We start from the raw sequence: 13,781 nt of genomic DNA on the forward strand, positions 1-13,781 counted from the left end.
TTTAATTCTCTATTGGAGAATCAGATTCATATAGGAATAGTCCTTCACCAAAATCAAGTTTTGTTGAAAAAGGAACAGCGCAGGTTATAATATCTTGTTCAGGAGTTTCCAAAGTACATTTAGCTGCACCACAGATTTGCGCATAAGAATCTGTCATTTCGGATATATGCCAGTCTTTTTGTTCAAAATTTTTTATAATAAAATTTTCTTCATTGATATTATCATTATTAATATTTGAATTAACATCTAGAATTTTATACATTTTTTGGGTGTATAATCCATATTCATCTATATTTCGTACAAAGGAATAACGGATATTTATATCAATTCCATAAGTAAAAGATAAATTGAATCCATCAATATTTAAAATGGTATTGCCTTCATAGATTTTATAAGCCTCTTCAGCAATATATTTTTCAGAAGGCGTTGACTTATGCGCAAGCTGCCTCATCTCAAGTTTTTGAGCGTTTACTTTCTTTTGAGATTCTATACCAAATTTCAAGAGGAATCCTATATCAGTTAGATCCTTTACCGATTGAGCTTCTAAATCTAGTTCACAGTTAAATTCTGCACCAACATTATTCGCTTCAGTCATAAGAGATTCTATTTCTTTAATTAACTGTTTTTTATATCCATCTTCTATTTTTGAAAATAAATTTAATGTTCCAATAATACTTAAAATCATTAATGAACATAATATAATAGAAATCCTTGCTTTAATTTTTTTGGAAAATATTACACGCACTCCTTATTTTGGGATATTTGCATTTATATATAAACATTAACACAAAGTATACATAATACCAATATTATTTCCAAATATAATTTAAACGCTTTCCAAAGACAAAAACCATTATTGATGATATAATATTTTCGTGAAAAGAGAGGTGATAGCATGAGCGAGATTGCAGGAAGTGGTTGCGAGGTTTTAATTCCTTTTAATGAAAGAAAGCCACTTGAAGAAATTGAGCGTAGTCTTATTAAAAAGTATAGAAAAACCATATGGTCTAAATTTATTAAAGCAATAAAAGATTATAATTTAGTTGAAGAAGGGGATAAAATCGCCGTAGCTATATCTGGTGGTAAGGATAGCTTAGTTATGGCTAAGTTATTTCAAGAGCTTAAACGTCATGGACAGATGAATTTTGAGCTAGAGTTTATTGCTATGGACCCTGGTTATCATAAAAATATTAAAGAGCTACTAATTGATAATTGTAACTATTTAAATATTCCAGTTCATATTTTTGAATCTGGTATTTTTAAAATTGTAGATGATATTGCTAAGGATTATCCTTGTTACATGTGTGCAAGAATGCGTCGTGGAGCATTATATTCAAAAGCACAAGAATTAGGTTGTAATAAACTTGCATTAGGGCATCACTTTAATGATGTTATAGAAACTACACTGTTAAATGTCCTTTATGCAGGAAACTATAAAACTATGCTTCCTAAGTTAAAAGCTGCCAACTTTGAAGGATTAGAACTAATTCGTCCTCTTTATTATGTAGAGGAATGTTATATTCAAAAATTTACTCAAAGTAGTGGTATATGGCCATTAAACTGTGCATGTATGGTTGCAGCTAAGAAAATTGGAAATAAACGTTTTGAAATTAAGGATCTAATTGCAGAATTAAAGAAAAATTTTAATGACGTAGATAAATCCATATTTAGATCAGCACAAAATGTGAATATGGATGCTATTTTAGGATGGCAAAAAGATGGAGAAAAACATTCTTATTTAGATTTTTATGATGAAGAATAAGATATCTTTAAATAATAAAATCCTAGGAAAAAAGCTTCCTAGGATTTATTTAAATATATTATATTTAAAACAATATATGTGCAATCAGTACTATAATTGGTAGAGTTACTATAGTTCTTTCAATAAAGATTATTATTAAATCTTTTATGGAAACAGGAATTTTAGAGCCTATTAGTAATCCACCTACTTCAGACATGTATATAAGTTGTGTTACTGAAGTACAAGCTATAACAAAACGAGTCAAATCACTTTTAATAGTACTTCCTATAACAGTAGGTAGAAACATATCTGCAAATCCTACAATTAAAGTTTGAGAAGCCTCTTTTGCTTCAGGTACTCTTAATAATTCAAGTAAAGGAATAAAAGGAAGTCCTAAAAATTTAAATATAGGAGTATACTCTGCAATTATTAATGCTAAAGTACCTATTGCCATAACTATAGGTATAACACCCATCCACATATCTAAAACATTTGTAATACCTTCTGTTAAGACTCCTGCTACGCCACTATTCTTGCTAGCTTTTTCAACAGCTTGTTTTAATCCCCATTGAAAAGGAGTAAAACCTTCAGGAATTTCTTCTTTGATATTTTGTTTATTATCTCCATAATAGGTATCTGGTTTTTTAGATAATGGTGGAATACGTGGTGTTATGATTGCTGCCACAATTCCTGCAAAGGTAACTGTTAAGTAAAATGGTACAAATAGATGACCAAGATTTACTTGAGAAATTACAACAAGACTAAAAGTGATAGATACAGCAGAGAAAGTTGTACCTATTACCGCTGCTTCACGAGTGGTATAAAATCCGTCTTCATATTGTTTGCTAGTTAAAAGTACTCCAATGGTACCATCTCCAAGCCATGAAGCAATACAGTCTATTGAGGAACGTCCAGGCAATTTAAAAATAGGACGCATTACTTTAGTTAACAACGTACCAAAAAATTCTAGTAGTCCAAAGTTTAAAAGCAATGGTAAAAACATGCCTGCAAATAAGAATACAGAAAATAAGATAGGTAATAAGCTATATAAAAGCAATCCTCCAGTATTTTCTGACCAAATCATTTCAGGTCCTATTTTAAATGCAGTGCAAACTGCAAATATCATACTAGCAATTCTTGCAATTAGCCAAATAGGTGATATATTAAATAATGTATTTAAAAAGCTATTTTTTAAGATAAATTTAGGTTTAAATATCTTAGTTAAAATAGTTCCTGTTACAGTTACACATATAATGACAGTCATAACAATTGGTAGTATTTCTACAAAATAATTAAGAACAAATTTAGATAATACAGCTACAGGTATAGTAATATCTCCATTGTATAAAATAGGTGTCATAAAAAATAATACCCCTATTAATGATGGAATAATAAAACGTAACAAATCAGCTGAGGAATATTTCCTTTGATTTAAATTTTCCATTAATAAATTTCCTTTCTTATAAAGTTAATAATTATACAAACAATATTTATAATAATACATTATTTTTAATTCGCCAACCCTTATTTGTAATTAACCTTATATTGCTATAAATAAAAATACAAGGAATGAATAAAATTTGTATAATCATGCAAAATATTCATAATTATAGATTTATTAAAAATTGATAGAAACAAAGTTTAGAAGAAAAATCATATGATTTAAGAGATTTTTTTAAAAAGTTAATTTTCTTATTGACTTTTGCAATTATTCGAATTAAAATAATATTTAAAATATAAAGACTATGAAGAGAAGAGTAGATAAATTAATTGTTGTACAGAGAACTCCAGTAGGTGAGAGGGAGTGAATGAATTATTTATCGAAAAAAGACTCTGAGTTTCAGGTGGATTTTAACTTGCTAGTTAAAAGTATACTTTGACAGGAGCTCCTGTTATAGAGCTAGGGTATAATCACAGAAATTGTGACGTACTTGAAGAGGTTAATATGGTGACGTATTAACAAACTGGGGTGGTACCGCGAAGTTAATTACTCTCGTCCCCAAGACTATTGTCTTGGAGGTGAGAGTTTTATTTTTGACTTTTTTTAATTTTAATAAGACATCTAATATAAAAACACTAGTTACTTTAAGAAGATGTCTAACTTTTAAAAATGAAAGGTGGTATCATTAATGTTTAGAAATTATGAAAATATTGAAGATTTAAGAGAAATAATGAATGACGCAAATGAATTTGTAGTAGAAAGAGTTAAAAAATTAAATGAGTTAATAGAAAGAGGAATAAATCCATACCCATATAGTTTTAAAGGATGTGTTTATTCAAATTATATAATAGACAATTTTCATGATATAAAAGAAGAAGAAGTTTTTACGCTATCAGGAAGAATAATGCTTCTTAGAAGAATGGGAAATGTCACATTTTTAAACCTAAGAGATCAAGAAGGAGATATACAGGTATATCTAAATAAGGGTGCATTAGGTAATGAAAGGTATAATTTATTAAAACTTATAGACACAGGAGATATTATTGGGGTAGAAGGTACAGTATTTAAGACTAAAACAGGGGAAATAACAATTAAAGCGAGTGAGTTCACTATGCTTTCTAAATCTATAAGACCATTACCTGAAAAATACCATGGAATTCAAGATATGGATTTAAGACAAAGACATCGTTCATTAGATATGATTATGAATTCAGAGGTTAAGGAAAGATTTATAAAGCGTTCAAGAGCTTTAAGTTATATAAGAGAGTTTATGAATAGCATAGGATTTTTTGAAATGGAAACTCCTATTCTCGACACTAAATATGGTGGAGGGGAAGCAAAGCCTTTTGTCACCTATGTAAATGCACTAAGCTCTGACGTTTATATGAATGTATCTCCTGAGCTTTATTTGAAGAGGCTTATGGTAGGGGGTGTAGATAGGGTTTACACTATAGGAAGATCCTTTAGAAATGAAGGAATTGACAGAACTCATTACCCTGAATTTACTCTTTTCGAATGTTATATGGCATATGCGGACTACACAGATATGATGAGGCTTATGGAGAATTTATATGAGTATGTATTTACTAAAGTAAACGGAACAACAAAGAGTGTCTATGATGGTGTAGAAATTGATTTTAAAGCACCATGGAGAAGAGCTAGAATGTGTGATTTAGTAAAAGAAGATACAGGGATTGATGTAGAGTTCTTATCAAGAGAAGAAATTGTGAAAATAGTAGAGGAAAGAGAATTGCTAAGTGAGGAAGCTTTAGAAGGATTAGATATTAAAGACATGACAAAAGGTGATTTAATAATGACTATTTTTGATGAGTATTCAGCTTCAAAGCTAGTAGAACCTACTTTTGTAATAGATTTTCCTGTAGAAACTTCACCTCTTTGCAAAGTTCATAGAAAAAATTCTGAGTTAATAGAAAGGTTTGAACCTTATGCTTATGGGGTGGAGCTTGGAAACGCTTATTCAGAGCTAAATGATGCATTAAGGCAGAGAGTGCTACTTCATGATCAAGCGGATAAATTAAGAGCAGGTCTTGAAACAGCAAGTCCTATGGATGAAGAATTTGCTGTGGCAATAGATGTAGGTATGCCACCAGCAGGAGGACTAGGAATAGGAATTGATAGAATGATAATGTTCTTAACAGGATCAAATTCTATAAAAGATGTTATTGCCTTTCCATTAGTAAAAAGATAGTAGCTGTTTAGCTTTATATGCTTAACTTTTTATTTTAATATTTACAGCATATTGTAGATAAAAATCTTAAAACATATTTAATTCTATATATAATAGAAAAATTTAAATTTCTAATATAATGTATTTACTACATTGTTAACATTTTATTGTATTCCCTTGTTTATTGAGCAGGGAGGATTACATTCATAAAATGTTAACAATGTTTTTTATTTTAATTAATATTACGATAATTTTTAATATTGTCATAATTTGTCGCAAATTGACTGCGTTTCTTATAAAGAGTATAATATCACTAGAAATATTCAAAAACAAGTAATGCTGGAGGGAAAAATGGAGTTTTTGCGAAGATTAAAACAGTATGCTTTAACGAATAAAATAGCTCAGATTTATAATGAAGAAATGTTAACTTATAGTGAACTAGATTCTAAATCTGATGCTTTAGCATGTTATTTTATTGAGAAATATCAAGATAACCATGAGAAAAGACCAATAGTTCTTTATGGACATAAGGAAAATGAAATGTTAATTGCAATGGTTGCTTGTTTAAAAACGGGGCATGCATATATACCAATTGATATTACATTTCCATTAGAAAGAGTTAATCAAATTATTGAAGAAAGTAATTCACAGCTCTTAATTACTTTTAGAGAATTACCAATTGAGAGCAAAAAAGAGCTCACAGTTTTAAAAAAATATGACATAAAATTAATTTTTGAGGATTTTGAAAATAGTATCATTTCAGAAGAAAACTGGGTAAAACCAGAGGATAATTGCTACATATTATTTACATCTGGAAGTACAGGTAAGCCTAAAGGTGTTCAAATAAATAGAAAAAACATTGAAGCTTTTACTAACTGGTTCGGAGAATACTGTAATGTTCAGAATGAAAATGCTTTTATTATGAATCAAGTATCCTATTCCTTTGATGTTTCTGTAATGTCTGTATACATAGGGCTTTCATCAGGAAAAACATTATATGTAATAGATAAGGATACTATAAGTAACTTTAAAGCATTGTATAAAAGTTTAAATGAGTCTAATATAGCACTTTGGATATCTACTCCATCTTTTGCTGAAATTTGTATAACTGATGATAGTTTTAATAAGAAGCTTATGCCAAGCCTTGAAAAGATGATTTTTGCAGGAGAAGTACTTACTAAAAACTTAGTAACTACACTTAAAGAAAGATTTCAAGACGTAGAAATTATCAACGGTTATGGGCCTACTGAGGCTACAGTTTTAATAACTGCAGTTGAGGTTACTGATGACATGTTACACAGTGATCTTTCAATACCAATCGGATATAAAATACCTTCATCTGAAGTGAAAATATTAGATGAAGATATGAAAGAAGTTCCCAAAGAAGATAAAGGTGAACTAGTTGTACTTGGTGATAATGTAAGCATAGGTTATTTAAACAATGAAGAGATGACTAGAAAAAACTTTATTAAAGAGAATTCAGTTTGTGGATATAAAACTGGGGACTTAGTGTATGAAAAAGACAATCTTATATATTACTGTGGAAGAAAAGATTTTCAAATAAAGTTAAATGGGTATAGGATAGAGATTGAAGATGTTGAAAATAATATTAAAAGGATATCTAATGTACAAAATGCAGTAGTACTTCCAGTATATAATGGAGAAAAGATATCTCATTTAACAGCTTTTGTAGTCTTAAAAGAAAAGAATGAATTATCAAATCTAAAGAATGGAATTCTTATAAAAAATGAGCTTAAGGGACTAGTTCCATCATATATGGTACCACGTCAAATAAAATTTAAAGAAAGTTTTTCTATGAATACAAATGGAAAAATTGACAGAAAAGCATTGATGGAGGAACTATAATGAATTTGACACAATATGGAGATATTTTTTATTTTTATATTCTTTTAATAGCATTAGTTCCAGCTTTTATATTAGGATATTGTGAAAAAAGAATTAAATACTATGGGATGATAGTTTCTGTATTTATGATTTTTGTAATGTTAGGTGGAGATAAAAAGCAAAGTATTAGCTTTATAGTCTTTTATTTAAGTGAAGTAATACTTATTTACCTTTACTTGTATATTAGGAAGAATACAGAAAGTAGGATATTGTTTTACATAACTATATTACTATCTTTAGCACCACTTATATTAAGTAAAATATCTCATAGGTTATCTTTAGGAACTTTAGGATTTATAGGACTATCTTATGTAACTTTTAAAGTTTTACAAATTATCATAGAAGTTTATGACGGAATAATCAAGGAAATAAAATTCGTTGATTTAACTTATTTTATTATATTTTTTCCGGCATTTAGCTCTGGTCCAATAGATAGGCTAAGAAGATTTAATGAAGATTTAAGTGCAAAAATATCAAGAAATGAATATCTTGATGATTATTTTATTCCAGGGATAAAAAAGATAGTTCTTGGTTTAGGATATAAGTTTATAATAGGGGAAATTATTTATACATATTGGTTATCAAAAATACCAGTGGATATAACATTTGTGAATTCATTAAATTATATGTATGCTTATAGCTTATATCTATTCTTTGATTTTGCAGGATATAGTTTGTTTGCAGTTGGGACAAGCTATTTTTTAGGCGTGAAAACCCCTATAAACTTTAATAAACCATTTATAAGTAAAGATATGAAGGAATTTTGGAGTAGATGGCATATGTCTCTTTCTTTTTGGTTTAGAGATTATATATATTCAAGATTTGTGCTTCAAGCTAGAAGAAAAAAATATTTTAAAAATAGGTTGACAGCATCTCATGTAGCACAGGTTATAACTATGACTATAATGGGAATTTGGCACGGGACAAAGTTTTTTTATTTAATTTATGGATTATATCAAGCTTTTGTGTTAATAGGTACAGATATATATCAGAGAAAATCTAAATTTCACAAAGCTAATAAAAATAAAAAATGGTATCAAGGTATATCTATATTTATCACATTTAATATAGCTTGCTTCGGACTGTTATTATTCTCAGGATATTTATATAATAAGTAAAAAATTGGAGGTGTTATTATGGAAAATACAGTGTTAGAAATTTTAGAAGATATATGTGGAACAGATGAGTTTAAAGAGGATTTAGATATAAGTCTATTTGATGCAGGTTTATTAGATTCACTTGGTAGTATAGAAATATTATTAGAATTAGAAGAAAGATTAGGTATAAAACTTCAACCAACAGAGCTTGAGAGAAGTGATATCGAAACACCAAATAATCTAATTGCTTTTCTTAAAAAGAAAGGGTTTTAGAAAATGAAAAAGCTTAGACCCATTATTATTTCCATTTGCATTTTCATAATGTTTGTATTTACTTTTGACTTTATAATATCAAGAAAGCTTGAGAGTGCTTACAATAATTCAGTGGCATCACTATATGGAAATCCAGTTAAAGATAAAGGGTTGTTTTTACAAGAGGAGGCCTATGAAAAAAATAACCTTATGCTATACGGGTCATCGGAGTTAGGTGTTGAGCTGAAGCAAAACCCTAAGGAATTTTTCCCAATTAGTGAATTTAACTACATACCTAATATAATAGGAAAAGGTAATGTTCAAAATCTTGAACATGCTATAAATCTAGGAGGAATAAATCAGAAGCTAGATAAGAAAAAAATTGTATATGTAGTATCATTGCAATGGTTTCAAAATAAAGCAGGGATTGAAAGTGATAAATTTAATGCCTTATTTTCTGAAGTGCAATTTTATAGCTATATGAGAAATAAAGCTATAAGTAAGGAAAATAAAAAGCAAATAGCTAATAGAGTTTATGACTTAACTAAGGACTCAAAAGAAAATAAATATGCTAATTTATATGCAAAACTATATACTAATGATGATTTATTAAGTGATATAAAATCTGCATTATTAAAGCCATACTATTCTGGAAGACAGTATATATTAGGTATTAAAGATAAGATTAATTCATATAAGTTGCTTAAAGAAACACCAAGTAAAGCAATAGCTGTTAAAGAGATTAATTGGGAAAATGAATATGAAAAAGCAGAGAAACAAGGAAAAAAAGCAATTACTAAAAACAATTTTTATATTGAGGATAAGTATTTTAATACTTATCTAAAAGATAACTTAAAAAAGTTAGATGGACATTATAAAAATAGTAAGCTTGATGTATCAAAGGAATATAAAGATTATGAGTTATTCCTAAAAAGTTGCAAAGAACTAAAAGCAGAGCCATTAATAGTTATAATGCCTGTTAACGGGTATTGGTATGACCATATGAAATTAGATAAAGTGGAAAGACATAAGTTTTACAATAGAATTGAAAAAATGGCTAATGATTACGGCTTTAAGGCATTAAATTATTCAAATAAGGAATATGAAAAATATTTTATGAGTGATGGAATGCATTTAGGCTGGAGAGGATGGTTAAAAATAAATAATGATATTAAAGAGCATTTTACAAAAATATAGAAAAAGTGAAATTGCACAAATAGCTTTATATTCTACTATATTAATAGGACTATTTTTAATATTAGTTTTTAAAAATTCTCCAGAAGCATCATACATTTATAATCAATTTTAAAAATACTACATAAAATAAACCCTACCAATAATGGTAGGGTTTAAATTTTACTTCAAAAAAATTATAGTAGTGTATCTATAAATTATTAAAGATTCTATTTAAAATTTATAGATATTAAACATCTTAGTGGAATATACAATAATTTTCTGATTTTATTGACAATTTATTAATTTTATCATATATTATGAACTATAAAGATTAAATTTTGGAGGACTTATAGTTATGAAACCAGCTAATTGCTAATTAAATTTTTATTTAATTAATAAAGAAGTTTTAAAATACCTAAGTAATTAGGTTTATTTGTTATGCTTCTTAAAAATTAGCAATTAGAAGGTAGAAAACTTATAGAGCCAGATTAATCTTAATTTTTTGCCCATAATTTATGGGTTAGCTTTGCTTTACTTAATTTAAAATTAAGAATTTAAAAAATTTAGGCTATAAGAGGAATTATCTTCTTATAGCCTTTTTAGGCATATTCAAAAAAATAATAAGCTAGTATGTTAGCCTATTTTGTATCATACTGCGTTGTCAGAGCCCGCACATAGAGACCACTATGGGCGGAACCTGACGCCTTGTCTGATACAAAGTATACTAACATCTTTAACTTCTTATTTTCTTTCATATGCCTTATGAAAGTAGGTGAAATCGTATGACTCCTTATTACAAAGTAGTGTATTCAAGTCAATAGACAAGAGGAGTATAAAGTTTATGATTAATGCATTACTAACTAGGATAGAGTTTATTATTTTTACAAACTTTAATGAACCGTCCCTTAAAATAAATATTCCTCTTGAAGTTTTAAGGAGAGAGGAATATGGAGAAAGTATTATATTTAAATTGGGAAATTCATAATAATAATTTAGATAGTGAAGAAAGATATTGTCATAACTGTGGAAAAAAAGTTATATTTATAGATTCATTAAAAAGAAGACAAAATGCAAATGGAAAAAATATATTTCATTATGCCATATACAAATGTCCTAATAATCATACATGGAATAAAATGCTGAATACTTTTAAGGCAATTCCAGGATTAAATAATTTAGATGGTGAAGTTTATAAAAGAGAATCTAAAATAGATATGATATTTATAGAAGACTTAATTGCTAAAGGATTTAATTATGTTGAAATAACTATTGACGTTATTGATAAAAAAATAAGATTAGATAAATTGTTATCAAATCAAATTTTAAATTTAAGTCGTTCTAAGATAGAAGAAGGGATTAAAAAAGGATTCATTTTAATAAATGAAAAATTAGTTAAACCTAAAACTATAGTTAGAGAAAAAGAGACAATTTCTTTGGAATTAAATAAATTTAAATTAGTAGAATAAAAAATTAAAAACTCTATTGACCCTCCTATTATAGGAGGGTTTATTATTTATTTAGAGGGAAATTGCAAATAACTAAGAGAATTTTTAATTAATTATAAAGTTGAATTTACTAGGAAATATATCTAGATGTACAACGTACAATAAAAACTTTATATTTAGAAAAATCATAGTTTAAGTTATAATTTTTCTCTCATCCTCAATGTGCACAAGGAGGTAAATATATGATTAAAATAGGAGAATTCTCTAAAATAGGAAGAGTCTCTGTTAAAACTTTAAGACATTATGATGATATGGGACTTTTAAAGCCTGTAAAGATAGATGATTTTACGTCATATAGATACTATGATGTGGAGCAGCTATCAACTTTAAATAAAATACTACTGTTAAAAAGTTCAGGATTTTCTTTAAAGGATATTAAAAAGCTTTTTAATGAAAATTTAACTAATGAAGAATTAATCAAAGAATTAAGAGAAAAAGAAAAAGAGATAAAAGAAGAAATCTTAAAGTCTAATGATACATTAAAAGAAATAAATTTTCTAGTTGAATACTTAAATAAGGAGGATTGTATGATGGATAATTATGATATAGTTATTAAAAAAGTAGAAGGATTTAAGGCAGCTTCTGTTAGAGATATAGTAGAAAGCTATGGAGAACAGGGTAAATTGTGGAGTGAACTTAATCAACATGTATTTGCTAATAAAGGCAAAGTAAGCGGGCCATGTTTTAGCATATATCATGAATATGGATATAAAGAAAAGAATGTGGATACGGAAGTAGTAGAACCTATAGAATTTGATATACCTGAAAGTGACAAAGTTAAAGTGAAATATTTCGAACCTGTAGAAAGCATGGTTTGTTGTATTCATAAAGGTTCTTTTAAAATGATTGGCAAATCTTATGAATTTGCATTAAAGTGGATTGAAGCTAATGACTATGAAATAGCAGATAATATAAGAGAGGTATATCTTGTAGGAATGGGCAATTCTAATGATGAAGATGATTATATAACAGAAATTCAAATACCTGTAGTTAAAAAGAATTAAATTAAAAGCGTGGATAAAATTCCACGCTTTTAATTTATTATAGGAATTATTTTATATAATTCAATCCTGATTGGTTATAAGGAGTTTTTTATGTGACATTAATGTAACTTACTATTACAGCAAATATATATTAAAATATATTCAGATGAGAATTACAGTTAGTGATAATTATTAGTATAAATATTTCATAATAAATAGAGTTACACTAAAGTTGATATTAAATATTTTTAATAACTTAAGATGAAAAGGAGATGATTTAAATGAGTGTATATTTTCAATCTATTTTTACAGCATTTGCAACATTTTTAGTACTTGCTTTTGCACTGACTGTTCCTTTTCTTATTTATCAATATAGAAAATATAACTATATAAATAAATTTAGAGCATTAATATTATATTCTTTTTTATATTATTGTTTAGTAGCATTTTATCTAATAATTTTACCATTGCCACCTACTCGTGATACTTGCAGTTGGATACCAGCTGGTAGACAGTTTTATCAATTAGTACCTTTTAATTTTATAAAAGATATTATAAAAGAAACATCAGTAGTATTATCAAATCCTGCAACGTACTTAAGAATTCTTAAAGAGCCTGCATTTTTACAAGCATTTTTTAATGCTATATTACTATTACCAATGGGAATATACTTAAGATATTACTTTAAAAGAAATTTAAAACAAACAGTAGTTATATGCTTTTTAATATCTTTATTTTTTGAAGTAACACAATTAACAGGAATATATGGAATATATAATTGTCCATATAGACTATTTGATGTTGATGACTTAATGCTAAATACTTTAGGTGGATATTTAGGATATTTAATAACACCTGTATTTTCATATTTAATGCCAAGGCAAAAACTTTTAGATAAAGAAATAAATGAAGATATTATAAGAGTAGGATATATAAGAAGAGCATTAGCTCTTAGTGTAGATTGGTTTATACTTAATAGAGTGTTATATTATTTTGGAGATAAACAAAATATACTTGCTAATGCAATAGTGGTATTCTTATATTTCATAGTACTACCTTATGCAACTAACGGTAAAACACTAGGAAAGGCCTTAGTTAGAATAAGAATAAAAGGTACAGAGGAAAAACTAAAATTTAAAGAAGTTTTAATAAGATATTCAATCTTATATTATGGTGTTTTTGGATATATGAATTTTGCTACACAATCTTATTTAATAAATACAAATCCATATATACAAGCAGGATTTGTAATATTATTAATACTAGCTTTACCTGTACTTGGAATACATCTAATTCTTCAGATGATAAGAAAAGATATATTATTTTATGAGAAAATAAGTAAAACTAGAAACGTAGTTATTTCAAAAAGTAAAAAGGCATCTCAATAATGGCCTAATTTGCCTAAAACACTTATTTTAAGAATATAACTAAAATACTTCCTATGAGAAAAGTATAGAAATTAAGTATATACTTTTTTCATAGGAATATTAAAT

Annotated in this window: 11 protein-coding genes and 1 other annotated feature; of the genes, 9 read left to right on the top strand and 2 right to left on the bottom strand. The window is 27.3% G+C overall.

Annotation, left to right across the window (positions count from 1 at the left end; all coding sequences use genetic code 11):
* Position 1 precedes the first annotated feature (1 nt).
* Positions 2-685 (bottom strand): hypothetical protein, encoded by a 684-nt coding sequence (locus ACWPW7_RS03670; protein ID WP_454052414.1) that lies wholly within the window; start codon positions 683-685, stop codon positions 2-4.
* A gap of 210 nt (positions 686-895) precedes the next feature.
* On the opposite strand from ACWPW7_RS03670, the gene ACWPW7_RS03675 reads away from it, so the two are divergent.
* Positions 896-1,762 (top strand): tRNA 2-thiocytidine biosynthesis TtcA family protein, encoded by an 867-nt coding sequence (locus tag ACWPW7_RS03675; RefSeq protein WP_039634776.1) that lies wholly within the window; start codon positions 896-898, stop codon positions 1,760-1,762.
* Positions 1,763-1,826: 64 nt separating this feature from the next.
* Here the strand turns inward: ACWPW7_RS03675 and ACWPW7_RS03680 are convergent, their stop codons facing one another.
* Positions 1,827-3,185 (bottom strand): YjiH family protein, encoded by a 1,359-nt coding sequence (locus ACWPW7_RS03680; protein ID WP_454052415.1) that lies wholly within the window; start codon positions 3,183-3,185, stop codon positions 1,827-1,829.
* A gap of 292 nt (positions 3,186-3,477) precedes the next feature.
* Positions 3,478-3,745: a binding site (T-box leader), on the top strand.
* Between the two features lie 125 nt (positions 3,746-3,870).
* Between ACWPW7_RS03680 and lysS the strand changes: the two genes are divergently transcribed.
* The 8 genes from lysS to ACWPW7_RS03720 all read left to right on the top strand — a co-directional run bounded on the left by lysS (position 3,871) and on the right by ACWPW7_RS03720 (position 13,676).
* The gene (gene lysS / locus ACWPW7_RS03685; protein ID WP_454052416.1) at positions 3,871-5,391 is read left to right on the top strand and encodes a lysine--tRNA ligase; all 1,521 of its coding nucleotides are present in this window, start codon (positions 3,871-3,873) and stop codon (positions 5,389-5,391) included.
* Between the two features lie 330 nt (positions 5,392-5,721).
* The gene (gene dltA / locus ACWPW7_RS03690; protein WP_454052417.1) at positions 5,722-7,236 is read left to right on the top strand and encodes a D-alanine--poly(phosphoribitol) ligase subunit DltA; all 1,515 of its coding nucleotides are present in this window, start codon (positions 5,722-5,724) and stop codon (positions 7,234-7,236) included.
* On the top strand, positions 7,236-8,393 hold the full coding sequence (gene dltB, locus ACWPW7_RS03695) for a D-alanyl-lipoteichoic acid biosynthesis protein DltB (RefSeq protein ID WP_454052418.1): 1,158 nt from the start codon (positions 7,236-7,238) through the stop codon (positions 8,391-8,393). Before dltA ends, dltB begins: the two co-directional genes overlap by 1 nt.
* 18 nt (positions 8,394-8,411) lie before the next feature.
* The gene (dltC, locus tag ACWPW7_RS03700) at positions 8,412-8,645 is read left to right on the top strand and encodes a D-alanine--poly(phosphoribitol) ligase subunit DltC (RefSeq protein ID WP_454052419.1); all 234 of its coding nucleotides are present in this window, start codon (positions 8,412-8,414) and stop codon (positions 8,643-8,645) included.
* 3 nt (positions 8,646-8,648) lie between these two features.
* A complete protein-coding gene (gene dltD, locus ACWPW7_RS03705; RefSeq protein WP_454052420.1) occupies positions 8,649-9,821 on the top strand; it encodes a D-alanyl-lipoteichoic acid biosynthesis protein DltD in 1,173 nt (390 codons plus the stop codon).
* Between the two features lie 926 nt (positions 9,822-10,747).
* On the top strand, positions 10,748-11,266 hold the full coding sequence (locus ACWPW7_RS03710) for a S4 domain-containing protein (protein ID WP_454052421.1): 519 nt from the start codon (positions 10,748-10,750) through the stop codon (positions 11,264-11,266).
* A gap of 221 nt (positions 11,267-11,487) precedes the next feature.
* A complete protein-coding gene (locus ACWPW7_RS03715) occupies positions 11,488-12,309 on the top strand; it encodes a MerR family transcriptional regulator (RefSeq protein ID WP_454052422.1) in 822 nt (273 codons plus the stop codon).
* A gap of 260 nt (positions 12,310-12,569) precedes the next feature.
* A complete protein-coding gene (locus tag ACWPW7_RS03720; protein ID WP_454052423.1) occupies positions 12,570-13,676 on the top strand; it encodes a VanZ family protein in 1,107 nt (368 codons plus the stop codon).
* The last annotated feature ends 105 nt before the right edge of the window (positions 13,677-13,781 follow it).

It is taken from the genome of Clostridium sp. Marseille-Q7071 (assembly GCF_965112025.1).